The organism is Chryseobacterium cucumeris (assembly GCF_016775705.1).
Classification (GTDB): domain Bacteria; phylum Bacteroidota; class Bacteroidia; order Flavobacteriales; family Weeksellaceae; genus Chryseobacterium; species Chryseobacterium cupriresistens.
Genome location: NZ_CP068760.1, coordinates 4,789,037 through 4,813,364, shown reverse-complemented (window position 1 = coordinate 4,813,364; position 24,328 = coordinate 4,789,037). Strand labels below are relative to the sequence as shown.

The following is a 24,328-nucleotide window of genomic DNA, read 5'->3' as shown; positions in this document are numbered from 1 at the left end:
AGCTTTTATCGGTAATGGTTTTGATATCCAGAGTCCTGATGAAATTACTGATCTTATTAGGCAGCACAATGACTGTTTTTTCTTCCTTTGCATAAAGAAAATGAGCAAATCTTTCATGATACACCCCTGTAGCCTCCATGACAAAAATAACCTCTATATTAAGTGTCTTTTTGCTGTACACCCATTTAAGAAGTGATTCAAAGCCTTTTTCGCTGTTGCTAAAAACTTTATAATCTTTGATTTCTGTACTTAGATACCCAATATACTTACCTGCTGAAAATCTTTGATTTTCCTGCGCCTTACAAAACATATCAATATTGAAAACTTTGCGACCTTGCGTTTAAAACAATAATAAGCCATTGTATTAATCAGTAAGAATAAATACTTTTTTGAGAGCACGTGAAAACGTGCTTTTTTGTGGATATCTGTTTATCATATTTTGGTTGGAAATCGCAAAGGCGCAAGTTCTTATTATAGGGACGCTGTTTAAGGCGCAAGGATTTTATCTCCGATAAAATTGCTATAAAGGTCGCAAAGTTTTCAATATTGATATGTTTTGTAAGGCGCAGGAAAATCAAAGATTTTCAGCAGGTAAGTATATTGGGTACAGCAATTTTATCGGAGATAAAATCTTTGCGCCTTAAACAGCGTCCCTATAATAAGAACTTGCGTCTTTGCGATTTCCAACCAAAAATAAGCAGATGGATCATCATAAAAAAAGCACGTTTTTCGCGTGCTCTCAAAAAAGTATTTATTCTTACTGATTAATACAATGGCTTATTATTGTTTTAAACGCAAGGTCGCAAAGTTTTCAATATTGATATGTTTTGTAAGGCGCAGGAAAATCAAAGATTTTCAGCTTCTCAAAACCTCAATCTCTATACTCCTGCGCTCCCTCTAATTGGGACTGCAAAGATACAAACTCTTTTTAAACTGGCAACTTTTTTTACAAAAAATTTTAAAGTTTTTTTCGTCCGTCTCTTTTTTGAAGTAATATTGTCTCTGCCTATCTAAAGGCGCTTCTGCGCTACTGTTCTACTCTCGTTTTCAGTGGGGCAAAGATAGGAACTTCCCACAACGCAAAACAAGTTTATTTAACATAAATTTTACATTACAGTGATATTTATTCCTAAAGGACTGGAAGGCAGGGAGAAAAATTTTAAACATTTGTTTGGAATGGAAGGAAGGAGTTGGAGTGTGGTCGAAGAAAGTCAGCTCTCTTATATAATTTGGTCTCTATATAATATATACCTTATTTGATCATAGTTACCCCAAATCCTCGCATCCCGCACCCCGAATCATCCCTCTCTCCCCCTAAACACTCAAACACTCAAACTCTCCCACACTCCCACGCTCTCACCCCGATCTTCCAAACAAATGTTTAAAATTTTTCCCCCTGCTACCCAGTCCTTTAGGAACAAATATCACCGTAATGTAAAATTTATGTTCAATAAACTTGTTTTGCGTTGTGGGAAGTTCCTATCTTTGCCCCACTGAAAACGAGAGTAGAACAGTAGCGCAGAAGAGCCTTTAGATGGGCAGAAACGATATTACTTCCAAAAAGAGACGGACGAAAAAAACTTTAAAATTTTTTGTAAAAAAAGTTGCCAGTTTAAAAAGAGTTTGTATCTTTGCAGTCCCAATTAGAGGGAGCGCAGGAGTATAGAGATTGAGGTTTTGAGAAGTAAAAAGTTTTATTTTTAAATAAAATATACATCAGTTCCAAGAGTTTTCTTTGTACAGCAACCAATCCCTTCATTTTAATTCCTGTTTTTTCTGTAATTCTTTGAAACAAATCCTGATGGTTTTTATTCATTTTGACGGCTGTCATGGCAGGAAAATGTAATGTTTTTCGAATATTTTTATTTCCTTTCTTACTAATTCTTGGCTTACCTTTTATTGATGTTCCGGACTGTTTCTCGCGGATATCTAATCCTGCATAACTTACCAGTTGTTTTTTATTTCTGATTAGCTCAAAACCATTGGTTTCAGCTAAAACAGCAATTGCCGTTGATTTTCCAATACCCGGAATACTGCTCAACAGATTAACTCCCCTGGTAGCCTCAGGACTTTTCTTTACCTGTGCAAGCATATCCTCATTAATTTCTTTCTCCTGTTTTTTCAATAGCGAAATACGCTCGGTCAGCCGTTTTATGGTTCTTGAATTCGGAAGAGCTTGAGTCTTTTCAGCATGCAGCTGATTCATACACCTTACCCTTTCCTGAATAACCTGGTTTTTCTCGCGGCTTAGCTGCTGAAGTTCTTTATACACAAGGTTTGCGGGTTGCCATAATTCTAGTTTTCTGCTTAAACCAAACTGTGTAATAGCTATGGAACAGCTTTTATCGGTAATGGTTTTGATATCCAGAGTCCTGATGAAATTACTGATCTTATTAGGCAGCACAATGACTGTTTTTTCTTCCTTTGCATAAAGAAAATGAGCAAATCTTTCATGATACACCCCTGACTAGTCCTGAAAAAGGTTGACTAGTTTAATATTTCAAATATACTTAAATCAGAGTAGGAATTTTCCTATTCTGATTTTGTTTTTTGTATGTTTTTAATTTCACGTTATTTTTCATATGCACTTGGCTAGGGATGTTATAATTTAGGGAAAAATGAGGTCTTAAATTATTATAATAATAAATTGATTGGTCAAGCTGCTGTGAGAGATTCTTAAAGTTTTCAAAAGTATCAATCAATCCAAACTCATATTTCAGAATGCCGTTTACCCTCTCTGCTACAGCATTCTCATAAGGATCCGAGTTCTCGGTCATACTGATAAGAATATCACTTTTCCTTAACGTCTCAGTATATTCTTTACTACAATACTGCAATCCTCTGTCTGAATGATGAATTAAAGAATGTTTATACACCCTGTTCTTTATGGCTTGTTTTAATGCTTTCAATGTGGAGGCAGTCTGTAAATTATCACTTAGTTCATATCCTACAATTTTCTTTGAATAGGCATCGGTAATCAAATGAAGATAATAATTTTTCTCTTTAGTCTTCAGATAGGTAATATCTGCAACCCAAACTTTTTCTGAACATTTCAACTCCTTTTCTTTAATAATATTCGGGTATTTCTTCATCCAATGTCTGGAATTGGTTGTTTTAAAATAACTGTGTCTTCTGGGAATTAAAAGATAATTCGATCTTAAAAGTTGAAACAGCCGATCTCTTCCTATATGAAGGTCCTCTTTTGAAAAATCATTTTTAAGTAATACATAAAGTTTTCGAGTCCCTATTTTAGGCATCTTTTTACGAAGTGATAATACCAGTTCTATAATCCTTTTTTGATTATTGATAGAATCAGGCTGTTTCTTCCTTTTATAATAAGCTTGTTTACTGTATCCAAACAATCGGCAGATATCTTCCAGTGAAAGATTTGTATACGGCCTTATTTCCTGGATTGATTGGAACCAGACTTTTTTACAATTTCAATCTTCAACTCACGCTCTGCGATTTCTATAAATCTCTTAAACACTTTGAGCTCTTCTTCCTTTTTGGATAAAGCAGCTTCAAGCTCTTTAATCTTTTGTTTCTGTGGATCTTTCATAGGTCTGCCTTTACTTAATTGTTTTTCATAAGTAAAGTTACCATATTTTATTAACCAACTAGAAATGCATGAATTACCCCGAATATTGTATCGAGTTTGCAATTGGGATTTTGTATATAATCCCCGTTCATATTCAGAGACAACTTGTCGTTTGAATGCCTCACTGTATTCTTGGACAGGGGACGATGTTTTTTTTAGATTCATAAGGGTGACTAATTTTATGGTTTTTTAGTCAACCTTTTTCAGGACGAGACACAGTTTAAAAAGAGTTTGTATCTTTGCAGTCCCAATTAGAGGGAGCGCAGGAGTATAGAGATTGAGGTTTTGAGAAGGGTTAAGGTTACTTAAAAAACTTTAAAATTTTCTTCAAAAACATTTGGTCATTAAAAAATAAAGTTTTACTTTTGCACTCGCAAATACGGAGCGACACTGACAGAGAGATTGCTTCGTTGAAAAGCGGAAGATATAAAGATCATTGACATACAATATAACAACCAAGTAAGGAAAAACTAAAGCGTTAAAAACTTTGAGTGAGTCAGACAAACATACAATGGAGAGTTTGATCCTGGCTCAGGATGAACGCTAGCGGGAGGCCTAACACATGCAAGCCGAGCGGTAGAGATCTTTCGGGATCTTGAGAGCGGCGTACGGGTGCGGAACACGTGTGCAACCTGCCTTTATCTGGGGGATAGCCTTTCGAAAGGAAGATTAATACCCCATAATATACTGGATGGCATCATTCGGTATTGAAAACTCCGGTGGATAGAGATGGGCACGCGCAAGATTAGATAGTTGGTGAGGTAACGGCTCACCAAGTCTGCGATCTTTAGGGGGCCTGAGAGGGTGATCCCCCACACTGGTACTGAGACACGGACCAGACTCCTACGGGAGGCAGCAGTGAGGAATATTGGACAATGGGTGAGAGCCTGATCCAGCCATCCCGCGTGAAGGACGACGGCCCTATGGGTTGTAAACTTCTTTTGTATAGGGATAAACCTACCCTCGTGAGGGTAGCTGAAGGTACTATACGAATAAGCACCGGCTAACTCCGTGCCAGCAGCCGCGGTAATACGGAGGGTGCAAGCGTTATCCGGATTTATTGGGTTTAAAGGGTCCGTAGGCGGATCTGTAAGTCAGTGGTGAAATCTCACAGCTTAACTGTGAAACTGCCATTGATACTGCAGGTCTTGAGTGTTGTTGAAGTAGCTGGAATAAGTAGTGTAGCGGTGAAATGCATAGATATTACTTAGAACACCAATTGCGAAGGCAGGTTACTAAGCAACAACTGACGCTGATGGACGAAAGCGTGGGGAGCGAACAGGATTAGATACCCTGGTAGTCCACGCCGTAAACGATGCTAACTCGTTTTTGGAATGTAAGTTTCAGAGACTAAGCGAAAGTGATAAGTTAGCCACCTGGGGAGTACGAACGCAAGTTTGAAACTCAAAGGAATTGACGGGGGCCCGCACAAGCGGTGGATTATGTGGTTTAATTCGATGATACGCGAGGAACCTTACCAAGGCTTAAATGGGAAATGACAGGTTTAGAAATAGACTTTTCTTCGGACATTTTTCAAGGTGCTGCATGGTTGTCGTCAGCTCGTGCCGTGAGGTGTTAGGTTAAGTCCTGCAACGAGCGCAACCCCTGTCACTAGTTGCCATCATTAAGTTGGGGACTCTAGTGAGACTGCCTACGCAAGTAGAGAGGAAGGTGGGGATGACGTCAAATCATCACGGCCCTTACGCCTTGGGCCACACACGTAATACAATGGCCGGTACAGAGGGCAGCTACACTGCGAAGTGATGCAAATCTCGAAAGCCGGTCTCAGTTCGGATTGGAGTCTGCAACTCGACTCTATGAAGCTGGAATCGCTAGTAATCGCGCATCAGCCATGGCGCGGTGAATACGTTCCCGGGCCTTGTACACACCGCCCGTCAAGCCATGGAAGTCTGGGGTACCTGAAGTCGGTGACCGTAACAGGAGCTGCCTAGGGTAAAACAGGTAACTAGGGCTAAGTCGTAACAAGGTAGCCGTACCGGAAGGTGCGGCTGGAACATCTCATTTTAGAGCGTCATTAGACGTTAAACAAAAATCAGTACGCAAGTACATCATACTTACTTAAAGCAATAGCTTTAGTTTTTTGTTTGGTTGATTTATATTAAAAATACAAAACCCACTAGAAATTAGTAAAGGGATTGAGAGAGGCAAAGAAGATAAAAGCAGAGAGAGAAAGACGAAGAAATTAGTCTATTATCTATCAGTCTATCATCTTTTACGTCTAAAAGACAGTCTCGTAGCTCAGCTGGTTAGAGCGCTACACTGATAATGTAGAGGTCGGCAGTTCGAGCCTGCCCGAGACTACTAATTAAAGCGGTAAGCATTAAGCTGGAAGCAGTAGGCGATACGCCTAAAGCTTATAGTGTAAGGCCTGCAGCACCTAGAGGGGGAATTAGCTCAGCTGGCTAGAGCGCCTGCCTTGCACGCAGGAGGTCAAGGGTTCGACTCCCTTATTCTCCACCATCATAGATGGTTTAGTTTTAAAAAAGCAAATAGAGCCAAAAACAATATTTGCGAATTAAATCAGAAATAGATTTAAGATCATTGACATTAACGGTAAAGACATCACAAAGAGAAAACCGAGCGCATAAAGCGCTTGAGTAACCAATAGGAAAGAAATCGTTAAGGGCGTATGGCGGATGCCTAGGCTTTCAGAGGCGACGAAGGACGTGGTAAGCTGCGAAAAGCTGCGGGGATTGGCACACACGAATTGATCCGCAGATATCCGAATGGGGCAACCCGGCATATTGAAGATATGTCACCTCGTAAGAGGAGCAAACCCGGAGAACTGAAACATCTAAGTACCCGGAGGAAAAGAAATCGAAGAGATTCCGTAAGTAGTGGCGAGCGAAAGCGGATTAGCCCAAAAGTCTTTTTATGTTTAGAGGAATGTTCTGGAAAGAACAATCATAGAAGGTGATAATCCTGTACTCGAAAGGCATATTAAGATGATAAATGAGTAGGGCGGGACACGTGAAATCCTGTCTGAATATGGGGGGACCATCCTCCAAGGCTAAATACTCCTGAAAGACCGATAGTGAACAAGTACTGTGAAGGAAAGGTGAAAAGCACTTCGAATAGAAGGGTGAAATAGAACCTGAAACCGTACGCCTACAAGCGGTCGGAGCAGCGTAATGCTGTGACGGCGTGCCTTTTGCATAATGAGCCTACGAGTTAATTTTACTAGCGAGGTTAAGGTATTAAGTACCGGAGCCGGAGCGAAAGCGAGTCTGAATAGGGCGCATAGTTAGTAGGATTAGACGCGAAACCTTGTGATCTACCCATGGGCAGGTTGAAGCTCTGGTAACACAGAGTGGAGGACCGAACCGGTTGACGTTGAAAAGTCTTCGGATGACCTGTGGGTAGGGGTGAAAGGCCAATCAAACTGGGAGATAGCTCGTACTCTCCGAAATGCATTTAGGTGCAGCGTCGTATATAAGTTTATTAGAGGTAGAGCTACTGATTGGATGCGGGGGTTTCATCGCCTACCAATTCCTGACAAACTCCGAATGCTAATAAATGTTCTACGGCAGTGAGGGCATGGGTGCTAAGGTCCATGTCCGAGAGGGAAAGAACCCAGACCAACAGCTAAGGTCCCAAAATATATGTTAAGTTGAAACAACGCGGTTGGACTGCATTGACAGCTAGGATGTTGGCTTGGAAGCAGCCATTCATTTAAAGAGTGCGTAACAGCTCACTAGTCGAGCGGTCCGGCATGGATAATAATCGGGCATAAACATATTACCGAAGCTATGGATTTATATTTTATATATCTGGTAGGAGAGCATTCTATTTGCGCCGAAGCAGTACTGTGAGGTATTGTGGAGCGGATAGAAAAGAAAATGTAGGCATAAGTAACGATAAAGCAGGCGAGAAACCTGCTCACCGAAAGACCAAGGCTTCCTCAGCCATGCTAATCAGCTGAGGGTTAGTCGGGACCTAACGCGAACCCGAAAGGGGTAGTGGATGGACAATGGGTTAATATTCCCATACTTGCTCACAATAAAAGGGGACGGTTGGATGTAGCTGCTGGAGACTGACGGAATAGTCAAGGCCTAGCCTTCGGGCGAAGCTGCTGTAGTGTAATCTGATCCAAGAAAAGCCGAAGTGAAGCAACCCGTACCAAAACCGACACAGGTGGTCGAGGAGAGAATCCTAAGGTGCTCGAGTGAGTCGTGGCTAAGGAACTAGGCAAAATAGTCTCGTAACTTCGGAAGAAGAGACGCCATCAGCAATGGTGGCCGCAGTGAAGAGGCCCAGGCGACTGTTTATCAAAAACACAGGACTCTGCTAAATCGAAAGATGCTGTATAGGGTCTGACACCTGCCCGGTGCTGGAAGGTTAAGGAAGGTGCTTAGCGTAAGCGAAGGCATTAACTGAAGCCCCAGTAAACGGCGGCCGTAACTATAACGGTCCTAAGGTAGCGAAATTCCTTGTCGGGTAAGTTCCGACCTGCACGAATGGTGTAACGATCTGGGCACTGTCTCAGCCACGAGCTCGGTGAAATTGTAGTATCGGTGAAGATGCCGATTACCCGCAATGGGACGAAAAGACCCTGTGAACCTTTACTATAACTTCGTATTGACTTTGAGTAAGTAATGTGTAGGATAGGTGGGAGGCTTTGAAGCAGGCACGCTAGTGTTTGTGGAGCCGACGTTGAAATACCACCCTTTACTTACTTGGAGCCTAACTTCTTTCAGAAGGACATTGCGTGGTGGGTAGTTTGACTGGGGTGGTCGCCTCCAAAAGAGTAACGGAGGCTTTCAAAGGTACCCTCAGCACGCTTGGTAACCGTGCGTAGAGTGTAATGGCATAAGGGTGCTTGACTGTGAGACCAACAAGTCGATCAGGTGCGAAAGCAGGACATAGTGATCCGGTGGTTCCGTATGGAAGGGCCATCGCTCATAGGATAAAAGGTACTCCGGGGATAACAGGCTAGTCTCCCCCAAGAGCTCACATCGACGGGGAGGTTCGGCACCTCGATGTCGGCTCGTCACATCCTGGGGCTGGAGAAGGTCCCAAGGGTTGGGCTGTTCGCCCATTAAAGTGGCACGCGAGCTGGGTTCAGAACGTCGTGAGACAGTTCGGTCTCTATCTATTGCGGGCGTTAGATGTTTGAGAGGGCTTGATTCTAGTACGAGAGGACCGAATTGAACAAACCTCTGGTGTATCAGTTGTACCGCCAGGTGCACCGCTGAGTAGCTACGTTTGGAAGAGATAAGCACTGAAAGCATATAAGTGCGAAACTCGCCTCAAGATGAGACATCTTTTAAGGGTCGTTGTAGATGACGACGTTGATAGGCTATAGGTGTAAAGACAGTAATGTCATAGCCAAGTAGTACTAATTACCCGTAGATTTATAGCCTATGGTTGCTATATGAAATTATAATATAATAAATGACAAGTTCTTTATGCGCAGCGAAGGTTTTGTCTTTGTGAAAGTTTTTATCGCTTAAAACGCAATAAGCTTAAGGCTTCAGGCCTAATGCTTAAAGCTATATACCTTCTTTAGGGTGGTTTTAGCGGTGGGGCTCACCTGTTCCCATTCCGAACACAGAAGTTAAGCCCACCAGCGCCGATGGTACTGCTAACGCGGGAGAGTAGGCCGCCGCCAGTTTTTATTTTATTTTTAAAAAATCCTTTATCATTGTGATAAAGGATTTTTTTGTTTTATACCCACACTTATCACCTATCATTGATCACTTATGCTGGACAGCATACACTCCAATTGTCACTCCGTAGGAGTCTCAACAAAGTATCATCAAACAATTTTACAGTATCAAACCGTCTGAGTTAAAAAAATCATTAAGACTCTAATAAAGGAGGCTGGATTCCTGCGGAATGACACAGTAGGAAAGAAGCAGGCCAAATAAAAAGAAAGACGCCAGTTGAACCATAGCACAATTGGAAAGGGATGTATGACACTATTGAAAGATCATTACCCCGGTTCAGCCTAAAATTATTCATTGTTACGGCTGTTCATTCTTTGCTTTCACTTACTATCGTTTATTCTAACTATTTGTCACTCCGTAGGAGTCTCATCAAAGCATTAGCTCATAACTTAAGTATTACTTCCTTCTTTCCTTTTTAATGTTTTAAACTCTAATAAAAGAGCTTGGATTCCTGCGGAATGACACAGTAGGAAAGAAGCGACACAAATGAAGGAGAAAGACGCCGTTGGAACTCTCTACCTTTTGAAGCTTTAAACTCTATAAAAAGAGTCTGGATTCCTACGAAATGGCACAGTGGAAAGAAGCAGCACAAATGAAATAGAAAGACGCTATTTACAAGAAAAGTTTTATCTGTTTAGTCTGCTATTTGTAGGATAGAAATCATTTTCCTCTTTTTAAGCTCATAAATTGCTTATCGCCTTATCATTATAAATAGGTCTGCGTGGCTGAAATCTGCTTTATTTTAATCCAAAAGAAATAAAAAACCGCTTCTCTGCAGAAACGGTTCTTATTGATGACATTTTGATTTTTTATCTTACATATCACTGTTCGTGTCCGGGCATTTGAAGTCATCGCTGCAGGTTGCACAAACAATGGTTCCGTTGCAGTAATACATACAGAAATCTGTTTCCGGAAGATTAGCTCCACCTGAAATGTTCTTTAATTGGTTCTTTTGTAGTTTTTTTAGGTTTTTCATATAGTTTTAATTAAAAATTTGTTGTTAAAGTAAAAATAATTAAAATATTTTTAATTATACAATGTGTGGTATATTTAAAAATTAAATTTAATATAGCTTTCTATATTCTTTTACGGTTTAAGACTTTTTTAGTTTTTAATTGACTAATTATTAATATAATAAATAGTAATTTTAAGCTAGCGTTACCCGAAAAGCTTATAGAGTAGGAATACCAAAAACCAATAACTATGAAAAATTTTAAAAAACTTTCAAGAGAAGACAGAAAATGTATTGTTGCGGGAGAAAATTTCCCGGCGTATTGTTTTGAAGGAGGCGGACCGGGAGAAGGAGGATGTTCTGCCGGAGAAATCTGTTCAAATGGAAAATGTGTCCCTTATGTTGGGGGTCCCGGAGGAGGACAAAATCCTGGAGGTGGCGGCGATACTTATACCTGTATCTGTCCATGGGGAACTTTTACACAACCCACTCCTTGCCCCGAATTTTATTGTATAACGGGATAAAAATAAGTAAAATGAATATGTAAATAATAACGGCTGCCTCTATAGAGACAGCCGTTTCTTTTATTTTTTAATCAATCCCAGTTCGATCAATCTTTCATGCAGGAATTCTCCGGCGGTAGTATCTTCGTATAATTTAGGATTGTTTTCATCTACACAGTTCTCAAGTGCATTTAAAGACATGGCACTGATTGGATGCATAAAGAAAGGAATTGAATATCTTGAAGTGCTCCACATTTCTCTTGGTGGGTTTACCACTCTGTGGATGGTAGATTTCAATTTGTTGTTGGTATGTCTTGAAAGCATGTCACCAACATTGATCATCAATTCATCCGGTTCTGCAATGGCATCAATCCATTCTCCGTTGTGATTTTGAACCTGAAGACCTTTTCCTTGTGCTCCCATTAAAAGAGTGATAAGGTTGATGTCTCCGTGAGCAGCTGCTCTTACCGCATCATCCGGTTCTTCAGTGATTGGCGGATAGTGAATCGGTCTTAAAATAGAATTTCCTTCTGCGATCTTGTCATCAAAATAAAATTCATCTAAACCAAGGTGTAATGCTAAAGCTCTTAACACATACTGTCCTGTTTTCTCAAGCATCTGGAATGCTTCTTTACCAACTTCGTTGAATCTTGGAAGTTCTTCAACGATTACGTTGTCCGGATACTCAGTTCTGTATTTTGAATCATCAGACAGATACTGTCCAAAGTGCCAAAATTCTTTTAAGTCTCCTTTTTTGAAACCTTTTGCAGTTTCTTTACCGAATCCTACATAACCTCTCTGGCCACCAATTCCTGGAATCTCATACTTTTGTTTCGTTTCCACTGGCTGTTCAAAAAAGTTTTTTACCTCTCCATACAAATCATCCACTAGGTTGTCATCAAGAAAGTGGCCTTTTAAGGCTACAAAACCAATTTCTTCATAAGCTTTTCCGATTTCATTTACAAATTTCTGTTTGCGTTCCGGGTTGCCCGAAAGGAAATCACGCAGGTCTACACTAGGTATTTTATCCATTTTTAGAAATTTACGAACAGCAAAATTACATTTTTTTTAAATTAAATGATTTTAAAATCATTATTTATAAGTTAAATTTGCTGTATGAAAAAATATTCTTCTAAGAGAAGTATCCAAATACTTGCACATCTTCTTCAGCAGTACGGAATTGCAGATATCGTAATTTCTCCGGGGTCGAGAAATGCTCCTTTGGCCATCCATTTTTCAGAGGTAGATAGTTTCAACTGTTACAGCATTGTAGACGAAAGAAGTGCTGCTTTTGTTGCAATGGGAATGGCGAAAAGTGAGAAAAAACCAGTAGCTGTTACGTGTACCAGCGGATCTGCGGTAGTTAATTATTATCCTGCGGTTACGGAAGCATTTTATCAGAATGTGCCCCTTTTGGTACTTACTGCAGACAGGCCGACAGATTTTGTTGATATATTCGATGGGCAAACGATCAGGCAGAAGGATGTTTTTCATCAGCATTCCTATGGTGATTTCCAGCTTTTGGAAGACAGTAAGGAGAATGCAGAAGATATTAATTTCGATATCATTAAAAAAGCTATCGAACTTTGCTTTGAGAAGCAAGGTCCGGTACATATTAATATTCCTCTGGAAGAACCTTTGTATGAGCTGGTTTCAGAGCTTCCTACTTTTCCTACGGTAGAAAAGACAATTAAGCATAAAGAGTATGAAATTCCGTCCAATCTGATTGCAGAATGGCATACTTCACAAAGAATTATGCTGTTGGTGGGAACAAGAGACTACAGTCCGGAACTGGAAAACCAGCTGACTCAGTTGGTGAAAAACCATTCTGTTGTGGTACTGAGTGAAGCCAATTCAAACCTGCATCATGAAAAATTCTTCAAACATATAGACCGTTATATTTTCAATTTTACAGAAGAGGATTACAAAACATATGCTCCTGACCTGTTGATTACAGTTGGGCAGAATGTGGTTTCCAAAAAAGTAAAACAATTCCTCAGAAGTGCCCGTCCTAAACAACATTGGCATCTGGATGAAGTGTGGCAGCCTGATACTTATTTCTCACTCACAGAAAAGATCGAGGTAAAACCTGAGGTTTTCTTCTCAAAACTGCTGAAATTTATCAATCTGGAACCAAGGCCTTATTATAACCTTTGGGACGTCTTAAGGGATAAAAAAGATGCTAAACACGAACAGTTTTTAAATACAATTGATTTCTCAGATTTTTATTTCTTCAATAAAGCGTCACAAACAATTCCTGAGAATTATAATATTCATTTCAGTAACTCCTCGGGGATCAGATATGCGCAGCTGTTTGATTTTGGGAAGAGAAAAATGTACTGTAACAGAGGAACAAGTGGTATTGACGGATCCACTTCTACGGCAATGGGATTTGCCATTAAAAATGAAAACCCAACTTTATTGATTACAGGAGACCTGAGTTTTTTCTATGATATCAATGGTCTTTGGAACCAATATATTCCACCGTTTGTAAGAATTATGATCTTCAATAATGGTGAAGGCAATATCTTTAAAATCATTCCGGGACCTGGAAATGCCAACCCGAATACATTAGACGAATTTATTGCCACAAAACACCGCAAGAATGCCGAGTCTTTGGCGAAACATTTTGGCTTCTCCTACATTCGGGTAGAGGATGAGCTTACCCTGGACAGAGTTCTTGAGAATTTTTTCAAACCTGATGCGCAGCCAAAAATCCTGGAAGTAAATACTCACGGGAAGAACAGCGCAGATGTACTGAAATCGTATTTTGAATTTATGAAATAAATTTAAAGGTCAAGATATTCTTCACTCCCCGGCAGATTGATAATTCTATCGATAGGATAGATAAACATATCATCAAAATCATTCAATGCATTAATGATCTGGAAATGGGTGAATTGCTTTATATTCTGTAAAGTGATCTCCGTTTCTTTGATCTTTTTATGCTTTAAAAGATGTTGTCTCTGCACACCGTTCAACAGGTAAGTAGAAGGGGTAAACCAGTCTTTTCCTTTTAAAAATAAAATGTTGGAGAAAGAGGTCTCAGTGATATGATTATTTTTAACAATGATAATTTCTTCTGCTTTTGCTTTCATCTTCATTTTATCAAGCTCTTTGCGGTCTTCAAACTTGAATGAATAATCAAAGCTGTTGTTTTCCACCAGCTGAAAGTCCTGTATTTCGGGAATCGCATAAGGAATCATCTGTGTTCTGATCTTTTTATCAAGGTCATAAGCAATTCTCAGCTTGAAAAGACCATCTTCATCATGCTGCAGATTTTTATAGATCTTGGCCAGATCAATACAGTCTTCTTTCCCGAAATGGGAAAATGTTTGGTTGACACGTTTCTGATGTAGATCCAATAGAAAAACCTCCTGATCTTCTACTTTAATGCTTTCAATGAATTGGGACATAGATTTTATTTTTCATTTCCTGATATTCGTCTTCTAATTTGCTCATGTGCGTTATACCGCCTCCGCTTTTGAAATACAATTGATCTTCTTCTTTTTCAATAAAGCGTATCATTACACAGCTGTCTACATTTTGGCCGTCAAACCAACCACAGATTCCCGTGTAATATCCTCTGTCGTACCCTTCCGCATCCAGAATAATTTCCAGTGTTTTAGGTTTGGGAGCTCCTAAAATAGAGCCTGCGGGAAGCAGTTTCTTCATAATACTTCCTACTTTTCCCTCATATTCAGGTTTTATCATCCCTGAAATTTCGGAACTCATTGCATACAGATCCTTCTGCCGGGTTTTGATAAAATCAATCTGTTGGAACTGATCCACCTTTACATCGTCAGCTACCATGCTTAGATCATTCCGGAGGAGATCTACAACCGTGTAATGTTCTGCCTTCTCCTTTTTATCATTTTTAAGAATTTCTGCTGCATTTTCAATAGATGCATCAATGGTTCCTTTCATGGGATAGGTGAAAATTTTTCCGTCAATGATCTTTACAAAAGTTTCCGGAGAAAAAAATACAAAAAAATCTTTATAAAAAACTTTGTATTTCGCATTTGAATGATAAAAAATTTCTTCCAGGGTTAAATTAGTCTCAATACGTGTTTTTCTAGTGTAGTTTACTAAGTAAGAGTTTCCCAAAAGAATATTTTTCTGAACTTTATCAAAGCCGGCCTGAAAGCTCTCCAATGTTTCAGGAAAGGATTTCCAAACTACTTTTTTATTCAGCGCATGAGTTTCTTTTGAGGTTGAAAATTCTTGAAAATCAACAATTAAACCCTGTTTTTCAATTTCATTTTCCTGATAGATTTCAACATTCTCCGAGAGAAAGTCGATGATGAAAAAATAGGGAACTTTCCGAAGGGAAAGTTCGTCCATTTCCATAAATTTTTGATGATTCACTGAAAACATTCTGCAAAAGTACTTATTGATGTTTACTTTTGCATAAATTTTTTATGATGCAGAACAAATATCCTCAGAAACCGGGAATAGATTTTATATTGAAGCAGGCTTTTTTTTATTGGAATAAAACACTCGTTTTTCAGTTGATGTTTTCCATTTTTTACTTTGGAATTTTCCTCACAGTATTTTTCGCCGCAGATCTCAAATATAATATTTTGAGTCAGTACATGGAAACTAGCAAGTATCTTAAGGATGGTATGCAGGCCTATGCTGCACAATATACTAAAATGGTTTCTACTCCGGAATTTCAGAATTTTTCTCTGATGATTGTGGGAACTATGATTTTTCTTTATCCTCTCAATATCGGGTTTTATCAGATTTACAGAAAAATTGATCTTAAAGAAAAGCTGGAACTGGGAGATTTACTGGTGGGATATAATGGACTTAACTTTTTTAAGTACATAGGATATTATATTTTCTGGTTTTTCATTTATATCAATGCTGCCCAGACTATTATTCTTGGAATTGTTTGGGTGATAGCAACTGTATTTGTTGCTCCGTTGATGTTTTTTACCAATAAAAGAATCTTTGAATCCATTTCCCTGAATTTTAAAGCACTCAGAATGTATTTTCTGGAAATAACGGTATGTGTAATCGTTGCCTTTCTATTTAAGTACTTGGGCTTTGCCTTATTTTTTATTGGAGGATTATTTACTTTTCCTTTTTGGAATGCAATGATTTACTCATTGTATAAAACAGTTTTTTCAGAGAAAAGTTAAAATTCATTCGTGTTTAATGGGATTTTTTACTAAAAAAAAGTAAATTTGGTAAAATCATTAAATATTTAAACTATGTCTGAATTTAACGAATTTGATCAGCAGGGCTCTGTACCCAACAGAGAAACGGGATCAATTATTTCTCATGCTTTTGAAATGTACAAAGGCGTTTTCGGTTACGGAATTGTAGCTATGATCATCTACCTGATCGGAGGCTCTGTTATTCAAATGCTTACCGGGTTTGACTCTGCTTCTATGGTGGAAGAAATGAAATCAGGAGGAGATTTTAATTACTGGAGTGCTCCGGGACTTCCTTTATATATGGGAGCATCCAGCCTTTTCGGCCTTTTATTATCTCCCTTGTATGTAGGATTGATCTATATGGTCAATAAATACAATACCAAAAGTCCGATTGAATTTTCTGATCTTTTTATCGGATACCGCCAGAATTTTGTAAACATTTTGATTTATAGTCTTCTTGCGTGGATAATTTCTTCCATTGCTTTGGCATTATGCGTTCTGCCTATCATTTTTGTATATCCTTTCCTTTTAATAGGATATCCGATTCTGTTATTTGAAAATGCTTCAGCTACAGAGGCTTTATCAAAGTCGTTCAATATTGCTAAAGAAAATTATGGAACTTTCTTATTAACCGGATTTTTAGGATTTTTGATTTCTATTGCAGGAATTATTCTTTGTGGAATAGGGATTATCCTGACTGCTCCGTTTATTATGATTGTAATGTACTCTACGTATTGCGCTTTCTTAGGAAAACCAAGACAGATTATGTACAGCAAATAAAATATAAAATACATGATGAATAAGGACAAACAAATAAGCAGTGTTGCGATAAAGCAGATGTCGTTACTGGCCATCATTCTGGTATTGACCGGATTGATCTGCTTTAATCTGGCATTGTTTATTCCCTCGGTTCTGGGAGCGATTACCATTTATGTGGTCTGCAGAAAGTATAATTTTTATCTGCAGGAAGAAAAGAAATGGAAACCGTCACTGGCTGCTTTTGCATTGATGTTTGCAAGTCTTATTGTTCTTATTCTTCCGATCTATTTTATTGCCGATCTGATTATTGATAAACTGGGAAATGCACAGGCTTATATGGCCAAGTTCAATGTTTTCCTGGATAAAATACATGCTTATATTTTCTCAAAAACAGGGTTTGATATTCTGAGCAAAGAAAATATGGCAAAACTGAAAGATAATGTAGGAAAATTTTCTACTTCTGCAGTCAGCGGGACATTCAATACGCTTACAGTTGTGATGTCCATGTATTTTATTCTCTATTTTATGTTGGAAAGACCGAGGCTCTTTGAAAAGATTCTGACTTCTTCCGCTCCGCTGAAGAGAGCAAATATCTCTTTGATCGGCGATAAAATGAGAAAATTAATCATGGCAAATGCTATCGGAATTCCGGTTGTAGCGGTAGGGCAGGGGGTTGTAGCTCTCATCGGTTATCTGATTTTTGGTGCACCGGGAGCAGCATTGCTTTTTGCATTAACGGCTGCCGCTTCTGTAATTCCTGTGGTAGGAACGGCTATTATCTACGTTCCGGTGTGTATTTTTATGATTGCTGAAGGTAATACCGGACAAGGAATTGGTTTAGCGATCTACTGCCTTGTGGTGGTAGGACTTACTGATAATCTTCTACGTTTTACCCTTTTAAAGAAACTGGAAAATATTCACCCATTGAATACCGTATTCGGAATCATCATGGGAATGAATCTGTTTGGGTTTATGGGGTTGATTTTCGGACCTATTCTGATCTCATTGACACTTCTTCTGGTGCAGGTATACAGAAACGAATTTTCGGATGAAGATACTCCTCCGGATCTTGAACTGCCTGCTCAGGATGATATTAAAGAACAATTAATTTAATTATATAAAAGTGGAAGGACTTAATCCCGAAATATTAAAAGAAATCTGTGTCATGAAAATGCCTTTCGGTAAATATGAAGGAACGGTTCTGGTGGATCTTCCCATCAGCTATCTGGAATGGTTTAATAAAAACGGAATGCCAAAAGGAAAATTGGGAATGCAGCTTTCAACGGTTTACGAAATCAAGTTAAACGGATTGATGGATCTTTTGACTCCTATCAGGGCAGCAGTAAGGAATGGATTATAAAAAAATTAAAAAATACCCATTTTAGTATATAGTTTCGGCGGCATCGAAGATGCCGCCGAAATTATTTTATCATTAATCCTTTTACGCTTTCAATGCTGAAATTTCATCTCTCAGCTTGGCAGCTTTAATAAAGTCGAGATTTTTTGCTGCCGCTTCCATTTCTTTTTGTTTCTGGGCAATCATTTTCTCGATATCTTCGGTAGCGTAGGTTGCCTTTGTTTCGGCAACTTTCTGAAGGATTTCTTTTTGTGTATATTTTTCATCAGGGAAGTCTTTGCTTCTTCCTACGAGATTTTCGGATATCTTTTTATTTAATGCTTTTGGCTTCAGACCGTGCTCTTCATTGTACTGCATTTGCTTGGCACGGCGGTATTCGGTTTCATCCAGGGTAGCCTGCATAGATTTTGTGATTTTGTCTGCATACATGATTGCTTTTCCGTTCACGTTTCTTGCGGCACGCCCTACGGTCTGGATCATTGATCTTCTGCTTCTCAGCATTCCTTCTTTATCAGCATCCAGAATGGCAACCAGAGAAACTTCAGGTAAATCCAGACCTTCTCTTAATAAGTTAACCCCAATCAATACATCAAAAAGCCCTAAACGAAGATCCTGCATAATCTGAATACGCTCCAGGGTCTCTACATCTGAGTGAATATATCTCGTTCTGATTCCGAATTTGGTGAAGTACTTGGTAAGTTCTTCCGCCATTTTCTTGGTTAAAGTAGTCACCAGTACTCTTTCATCCGCATCGGCTCTTTTCTGGATTTCTTCCATCAGATCATCAATCTGGTTCAGTGAAGGTCTTACTTCGATAATCGGATCTAAAAGCCCTGTAGGACGGATAATCTGTTCTATATAAGTGCCTCCCGTTTTTTCCAGTTCATAATCTGCAGGTGTAGCAGAAACATAAATAACCTGATTCTGAATAGCTTCAAATTCTTCAAACTTTAAAGGTCTGTTGTCCATTGCTGCCGGAAGTCTGAAACCGTATTCCACCAATGCTTCTTTTCTGCTTCGGTCTCCTCCGTACATGGCATGAACCTGTGGAACGGTAACGTGGCTTTCGTCGATAACCATTAAAAAGTCTTTAGGGAAATAATCAATCAGGCAGAAGGGTCTCGTTCCCGGAAGACGGCCGTCAAGATACCTTGAATAGTTCTCAATTCCTGAGCAATAGCCCAGTTCTTTAATCATTTCAAGATCCAGTTCTGTTCTTTCCTGAAGGCGTTTTGCTTCTAAAGGCTTCCCGACAGAGCTAAAGAAATCAACCTGTTTTACCATGTCATCCTGAATCTCTTTAATGGCGCCATTTAAGGTCTCCTTCGATGTTACAAAAAGATTGGCAGGATAAATCTGGATCTGATCAAAATTATCCTCTACATTTCCAGTAACAGGATCGAAACTTTGAATCTTTTCAATTTCATCTCCAAAAAACTGAATTCTGATTGCATTATCAGTATATGCAGGGAAAACATCAATGACGTCCCCTTTTACACGAAATGTTCCTCTCTGGAATTCATTCAGTGTTCTGGCATACAGTGCATTAACTAGCGAATGGAGAAGTGCAGTTCTTGTCACTTTCTCACCAATGGCGATAGAAATCAAAGATTTATGAAATTCCGTAGGGTTTCCGATACCATAAATACATGAAACAGAAGCTACAATCAAAACGTCTCTCCTTCCCGAAAGAAGGCTGGCAGTTGCAGAAAGACGTAGTTTTTCTACCTCTTCATTGATGCTCAGGTCTTTTTCAATATAAGTTCCTGTGGTAGCAATATAGGCCTCGGGCTGGTAGTAATCATAGTAGCTGACAAAGTATTCCACTGCGTTTTCGGGAAAAAATTCTTTAAACTCCATGAAGAGCTGTGCAGCAAGCGTTTTATTGTGTGCCAGTACCAGAGTTGGACGTTGTACTTTTTGTATAACATTCGCAACAGTAAAGGTTTTTCCGGAACCTGTTACCCCCAGAAGCGTTTGATATTTTTCACCGATCTCTATTCCTTCAGTAAGTTTTTCAATTGCCTGAGGCTGGTCTCCGGTAGGTTTATATTCTGAGTGAAGCTTAAAATCCATAGAAAAGAATGTATACAACAAAAATACGAAAGAAATTATTAGGCTGTATAATGTTTTGAAGGTGAATATTTTGATAATAAAATTTTAACTTATCAAACCTTAATTTTTGATTTTTTGAAGTTGTCTGATTAAGAAAAATTGAAAGCGCTAAAAGTAGCGCTTTATTGTTAGGGTCGGTTAAAAGTCATCGTTGCGGAAACTTTCAATACTGAAGCAATGGCTTTTCCATCTTTCACTGCAGGTATCCATACTGTTTCATTACTGATTTCAGTGACTGTTTTTAAAAGTTCCCGGTTCAGAATTTCATTTTCTCCTAAATGGTTATTGGCATTATTTTTCCATTCGTTGTATTACACCTGATCATAATAATATGAAAATCAATTCATTTTACATTCCTGTAGTAAGCCTTTTTCTTTTTTTATCTTCGTGCAAAGAGAATCATGCGAATGCTCAAAAGACAGGAAATGACGGAAGTGTAGAAACAGAAAACCCTAATTCTGATTACAGGCCGGCATTTAAAGGACAGACAAGAATTAAGGCTGTAAAGTCGACAACAGCCTATAATATTGAAATACTAAATAAAGATTTGGGAAGGCCCTGGGGCATTATCAATTTACCTGACGGAAAATTCCTAGTCACCGATAAGAAAGGGTACATGAATATTGTTTCACCAGATGGAAAGCAGGTCTCCAAAATAGAAGGCTTTCCAAAAGTAGATTCAAAAGGGCAGGGCGGAATGCTGGATGTCGCTCTTGATCCTGATTTTAAAACCAATAGTATTATTTTTTTCAGCTTCTCGGAACCATTTGGAAAAGGAAACTTAACATCTGTTGCGAAAGGCAAGCTTTCGGCAGATCTTAAAAGTATTTCAGAGGTAAAAGTTATTTTCCGTGCAGAACCTTCTTATGATGGAGATAAACATTATGGAAGCCGTCTTGCTTTTGATAAAGATGGAAACTTATTTGTCAGCACAGGAGAAAGATCAGATAAAGTTACCCGTGTATATGCCCAGAAAACAGATAATTATCTTGGGAAAATTTTAAAAATTACAAAGGATGGGCAACCGGCTCCGGGAAATCCTTTTATCGGAAAATCAGGATATAAACCGGAAATCTATGCTTATGGAGTCCGAAACCCGCAAGGAATGGCTATCGATCCCAATGGCAATCTCTGGGATGTTGAAATGGGGCCAAGAGGTGGTGATGAAATCAATCTGATCCAACCCGGAAAAAATTACGGTTGGGGAGATGTAACCTATGGAATTGAATATTCCGGAGATAAAGTAGGACAGGGTATCACTCAAAAAGAAGGAACAGAACAGCCGGTCTATTATTGGGATCCTGTGATCTCACCAAGTGGAATAACTTTTTATACAGGAAATATAGACGAATGGAAAGGAAATCTGTTTATCGGATGTTTAAGCGGTGAGCATATTGACAGAATTGTCATGAAAGACAATAAAGTAGTAGGAGAAGAACGTCTTCTTGCAGATCAGAAAGAGCGTTTCCGGGATGTATTAAATGGAATGGATGGAAATCTGTATGCCGTAACAGATAGCGGTAAACTTTATAAAATTTCAAAAAAATAGGAAAAAAACTGTATCAAAGGTTAATAATTTCACCTTTGTCATTCTGACGAAGGAAGAATCTCATTTATAAATCAATAACATAAGATTCTTCACTACATTGTTGAACTACGTTCGCAGACCTTCAGTCTGTGTTCAGAATGACATTTTGATACAGTTTCTTTTTATTCTCTTAAAACTTAAAATTTAGTCTGGCAAAAACCTGTCTTCCGGAAAATCCCATCTGAACAGGATCAAAAATACCTCCACCTTCTGTGTTTCCATCACTTACCTGAGTGGTTTGCAGGGTAGGATATCTGTTGAACAGATTTTTACTGCCCAGGGTTACATTGAGATTCTTACTAAATTCATAACCAAAAGAAAGGTCTGTTGTTACTTTTGGATTATAAACCTGTTCTGTACCGTCATAACCAATGAGCGTGACCTTATCAAATCTTACCAGCTGAAGGTTTGCATTGAATTTACTGATCTTATAATTGAGGTTTAAATTCACTTTTGTTTTCGGAGCAGAAGCAAGAATAAAAGCCTTTTCTCTTTCGCTCAGGTAAATGTCTTCTTTTCCTGCCAGCTTTTCCGAAGTGTTTACTTTGGTGATTTCCATGTCATTATAGTTCCCTGCTAAAGTAGCCGTCAGCTTTCCGGATCCTATATTTTCATTATAGCTTAAGATAAGATCAACTCCTTTCGTGCGCGTATCAATTGCGTTAGAAAAGAACTGTACCTGATCAATAAACGGATTTTCTGCCTGAACCTCTGCCGGCAGGTCTGCCTGTGTAAAATATCCGGTAAGAACAATTCTGTTTTTTACCTCAATATAATATCCATCCACTGTCGCCGTGAATTTTCCTGTGTTAAAAGTGAATCCTGCACTCCCGTTCACCGATGTTTCCTGTTTCAATTGAGGAATTCCGAGACTGCTTGCCAGTTTGCTGTCATTAGACGCCAGCTGAATAGTCACCAATTCACCTTCCTGAAAGTTAGTAAACTGCTGGCTGTAGTATTTTTGAGCCAAAGAAGGAGCCCTGAACCCCGTAGAAACAGATCCGCGGAAAGCAAACTGAGGAGTAAATGCATATCGTGTAGCAAACTTACCATTCAGTGTACTTCCGAAATCATTATAATTTTCAAACCTTCCGGCAACGCTTATCATCCAGTTTTTAGTCACATCCAGTTCAGTATCTATGTAGGCAGCAAAGTTATTTCTGCTTTTACCAATATCTGTAGAATACCCCGGGAATCCCTGCGAACCGCCTGGCCTTACGCTATTGTCATTTAAAGGGTTGGTAACCAGTAAACTCTCAGGGGTGTCTGGTGTAACAGGATTTCCGTTTTTATCATACATGGTATAGGAGGCCTCTTCTCCTTTAATGATATCAAATTTTTCATATCTGAATTCTGATCCGAAAGCAATATTCAGTCCTTCCAGTACCTTAAATTGTTTCACGGCATTAAATCCTGTTGTATTCTGCAGCAGAGAATGTCCTCCTGCATTAAAGCTTGTTGGAGATTTGACTCCTAAAGTGGCATTAATTGTATTATCGATCTGATAAGTGAATCTGTTGTTGCCAAAAGCATTATAAAAATCTACATCCCAGTCAGCAACTTTGAACCTTATTCCATTGTCAAATGTGAAATCCGTAATGCTGGTGTTTTCAATCGGATTAAATCCTGTAGGGTAAACTTCAGGGATATTACCGTCTGCATCAGGGGTTCTGGTCCATGCATAAGCCTTAGTATTTCTATGTGAAAAACCCTGGCGGGAATAGAATTTCAGACCATCAGACAAAGGAAGTTCAATATTTCCGAAAAAGTAAATATTTTGAGCCTTGGCATCTCCGAAACGCTGTCTTGGAGCTGTGTAAATATCCGGATTTGCGTTTCGTATGGCGTAATCTTTATTAACAAACTCTACTGTAAAGTTTCCAAAACCGCCTTTTGAGCCTATTTTGGTCCCTAAATTTCCACTGAAATCAAAGGTCGTTCCGTCTACTTTGTGATCAGAAACAACATCATTGTTTCCGGGGCTTTTAAAAAGGTTCATGCCATAAAAAGCATTTCCTTCAAAACCTTTGTCTCTGTCATTCAAAATAACGTTGATAACTCCTGCAATAGCATCAGAACCGTATTGGGCGGAAGCTCCGTCACGAAGAACTTCCACTCTTTTTATAGCACCGATCGGAATGGTGTTCATGTCATATCCGGTGTTTCCTCTTCCTTTGGTTCCAAAAAGGTTGATCAGTGAAGACTGGTGATATCTTTTTCCATTCAATAAAAGTAAGGTCTGATCGGGACCAAGACCTCTTAAAGTTGCTGGATCTACAGCATCAGCACCATCAGATCCTGATTGCTTGTTGGAGTTGAAAGAGGGCGCAGAAAATTGCAAAAGCTGATTGACTTCTATCTGCCCTGTAGACTGGCTTACCTGCTTAATGTCGATGATGTCAATAGGAACAGGCGTATTAATCACCGTTCTCTTTTTGTTACGGCTTCCTGTAATGGCTACTTCGTCGATCTTGGATTCTTTCAACGTGTCTTTTATCTGCTGGGCATAAGAGAGGGTAGACACTCCAAGTAAAATGATGCTGATGTATTTTATCTTCATATTGATAATTTGAGTGATGATTTAATCAAAATTATCAATAT

16 protein-coding genes, 2 tRNA genes and 3 rRNA genes are annotated in these 24,328 nt (G+C 39.0%); 12 read left to right on the top strand and 9 right to left on the bottom strand.

Going from position 1 to position 24,328, the window contains the following annotated elements:
* From JNG87_RS21620 to JNG87_RS21610, 3 genes are all read right to left on the bottom strand, one after another.
* On the bottom strand, positions 1 to 310 hold a 310-nt coding region (locus tag JNG87_RS21620), incomplete at its 3' end, for an IS110 family transposase (protein ID WP_202840971.1).
* 1,302 nt (positions 311 to 1,612) lie between these two features.
* Positions 1,613 to 2,461: a transposase gene (locus JNG87_RS21615; RefSeq protein WP_202840969.1), complete on the bottom strand. Its 849-nt coding sequence runs from the start codon at positions 2,459 to 2,461 to the stop codon at positions 1,613 to 1,615.
* A gap of 49 nt (positions 2,462 to 2,510) precedes the next feature.
* Positions 2,511 to 3,763, bottom strand: a protein-coding gene (locus tag JNG87_RS21610; RefSeq protein ID WP_202840967.1) for an IS3 family transposase whose coding sequence is annotated in 2 segments (ribosomal slippage) — positions 2,511 to 3,436 and positions 3,436 to 3,763 — 1,254 coding nt in all. Because the reading frame shifts where the segments join, the coding sequence is not laid out codon by codon here.
* Between the two features lie 343 nt (positions 3,764 to 4,106).
* Between JNG87_RS21610 and JNG87_RS21605 the strand changes: the two genes are divergently transcribed.
* The 5 genes from JNG87_RS21605 to rrf all read left to right on the top strand — a co-directional run bounded on the left by JNG87_RS21605 (position 4,107) and on the right by rrf (position 9,233).
* A 16S ribosomal RNA gene (locus JNG87_RS21605) occupies positions 4,107 to 5,623 on the top strand.
* Positions 5,624 to 5,846: 223 nt separating this feature from the next.
* Positions 5,847 to 5,920: transfer RNA gene (locus tag JNG87_RS21600), tRNA-Ile, on the top strand.
* An 82-nt stretch (positions 5,921 to 6,002) separates the two neighbouring features.
* Positions 6,003 to 6,079: transfer RNA gene (locus JNG87_RS21595), tRNA-Ala, on the top strand.
* 149 nt (positions 6,080 to 6,228) lie between these two features.
* A 23S ribosomal RNA gene (locus JNG87_RS21590) occupies positions 6,229 to 8,981 on the top strand.
* 144 nt (positions 8,982 to 9,125) lie between these two features.
* Positions 9,126 to 9,233, top strand: a 5S ribosomal RNA gene (rrf, locus tag JNG87_RS21585).
* Together the 16S, 23S and 5S rRNA genes with 2 tRNA genes alongside form the textbook arrangement of a ribosomal RNA operon.
* A gap of 869 nt (positions 9,234 to 10,102) precedes the next feature.
* Here the strand turns inward: rrf and JNG87_RS21580 are convergent.
* Positions 10,103 to 10,264: a bacteriocin-like protein gene (locus JNG87_RS21580; protein ID WP_202840965.1), complete on the bottom strand. Its 162-nt coding sequence runs from the start codon at positions 10,262 to 10,264 to the stop codon at positions 10,103 to 10,105.
* 227 nt (positions 10,265 to 10,491) lie between these two features.
* Here JNG87_RS21580 and JNG87_RS21575 point away from each other — a divergent pair, with 227 nt between their 5' ends.
* The gene (locus JNG87_RS21575; RefSeq protein ID WP_202840963.1) at positions 10,492 to 10,764 is read left to right on the top strand and encodes a hypothetical protein; all 273 of its coding nucleotides are present in this window, start codon (positions 10,492 to 10,494) and stop codon (positions 10,762 to 10,764) included.
* A 60-nt stretch (positions 10,765 to 10,824) separates the two neighbouring features.
* Here JNG87_RS21575 and JNG87_RS21570 read toward each other — a convergent pair whose 3' ends face one another.
* A complete protein-coding gene (locus tag JNG87_RS21570) occupies positions 10,825 to 11,775 on the bottom strand; it encodes an isopenicillin N synthase family dioxygenase (RefSeq protein ID WP_202840961.1) in 951 nt (316 codons plus the stop codon).
* 84 nt (positions 11,776 to 11,859) lie between these two features.
* Here JNG87_RS21570 and menD point away from each other — a divergent pair, with 84 nt between their 5' ends.
* Complete coding sequence (menD, locus tag JNG87_RS21565; RefSeq protein WP_202840959.1) at positions 11,860 to 13,530, top strand: 2-succinyl-5-enolpyruvyl-6-hydroxy-3-cyclohexene-1-carboxylic-acid synthase; 1,671 nt, start codon at positions 11,860 to 11,862, stop codon at positions 13,528 to 13,530.
* A 2-nt stretch (positions 13,531 to 13,532) separates the two neighbouring features.
* On the opposite strand, the gene JNG87_RS21560 is transcribed toward menD, so the two are convergent.
* Both JNG87_RS21560 and JNG87_RS21555 read right to left on the bottom strand, forming a co-directional pair.
* Positions 13,533 to 14,159 (bottom strand): aminotransferase class IV, encoded by a 627-nt coding sequence (locus JNG87_RS21560; RefSeq protein ID WP_202840958.1) that lies wholly within the window; start codon positions 14,157 to 14,159, stop codon positions 13,533 to 13,535.
* Positions 14,143 to 15,120: an aminodeoxychorismate synthase component I gene (locus JNG87_RS21555; protein WP_202840956.1), complete on the bottom strand. Its 978-nt coding sequence runs from the start codon at positions 15,118 to 15,120 to the stop codon at positions 14,143 to 14,145. The genes JNG87_RS21560 and JNG87_RS21555 overlap by 17 nt, the downstream gene beginning before the upstream one ends.
* 218 nt (positions 15,121 to 15,338) lie before the next feature.
* On the opposite strand from JNG87_RS21555, the gene JNG87_RS21550 reads away from it, so the two are divergent.
* The 4 genes from JNG87_RS21550 to JNG87_RS21535 all read left to right on the top strand — a co-directional run bounded on the left by JNG87_RS21550 (position 15,339) and on the right by JNG87_RS21535 (position 18,027).
* The gene (locus JNG87_RS21550; protein WP_238349638.1) at positions 15,339 to 15,890 is read left to right on the top strand and encodes a hypothetical protein; all 552 of its coding nucleotides are present in this window, start codon (positions 15,339 to 15,341) and stop codon (positions 15,888 to 15,890) included.
* A 72-nt stretch (positions 15,891 to 15,962) separates the two neighbouring features.
* Positions 15,963 to 16,688 (top strand): beta-carotene 15,15'-monooxygenase, encoded by a 726-nt coding sequence (locus tag JNG87_RS21545; RefSeq protein WP_110011750.1) that lies wholly within the window; start codon positions 15,963 to 15,965, stop codon positions 16,686 to 16,688.
* Between the two features lie 12 nt (positions 16,689 to 16,700).
* Positions 16,701 to 17,780, top strand: a complete 1,080-nt coding sequence (locus JNG87_RS21540; protein WP_202840953.1) for an AI-2E family transporter — start codon at positions 16,701 to 16,703, stop codon at positions 17,778 to 17,780.
* Between the two features lie 10 nt (positions 17,781 to 17,790).
* A complete protein-coding gene (locus tag JNG87_RS21535; protein ID WP_110011748.1) occupies positions 17,791 to 18,027 on the top strand; it encodes a DUF3820 family protein in 237 nt (78 codons plus the stop codon).
* A gap of 81 nt (positions 18,028 to 18,108) precedes the next feature.
* Here JNG87_RS21535 and uvrB read toward each other — a convergent pair whose 3' ends face one another.
* A complete protein-coding gene (uvrB, locus tag JNG87_RS21530) occupies positions 18,109 to 20,100 on the bottom strand; it encodes an excinuclease ABC subunit UvrB (RefSeq protein WP_202840951.1) in 1,992 nt (663 codons plus the stop codon).
* A gap of 370 nt (positions 20,101 to 20,470) precedes the next feature.
* Here uvrB and JNG87_RS21525 point away from each other — a divergent pair, with 370 nt between their 5' ends.
* Positions 20,471 to 21,688, top strand: coding sequence for a PQQ-dependent sugar dehydrogenase (locus tag JNG87_RS21525; RefSeq protein ID WP_202840949.1), 1,218 nt, complete (start codon positions 20,471 to 20,473; stop codon positions 21,686 to 21,688).
* Between the two features lie 169 nt (positions 21,689 to 21,857).
* Here the strand turns inward: JNG87_RS21525 and JNG87_RS21520 are convergent, their stop codons facing one another.
* Entirely contained in the window at positions 21,858 to 24,287 is a 2,430-nt protein-coding gene (locus tag JNG87_RS21520; protein WP_202840947.1) for a TonB-dependent receptor plug domain-containing protein, read from the bottom strand.
* Positions 24,288 to 24,328 lie beyond the last annotated feature (41 nt).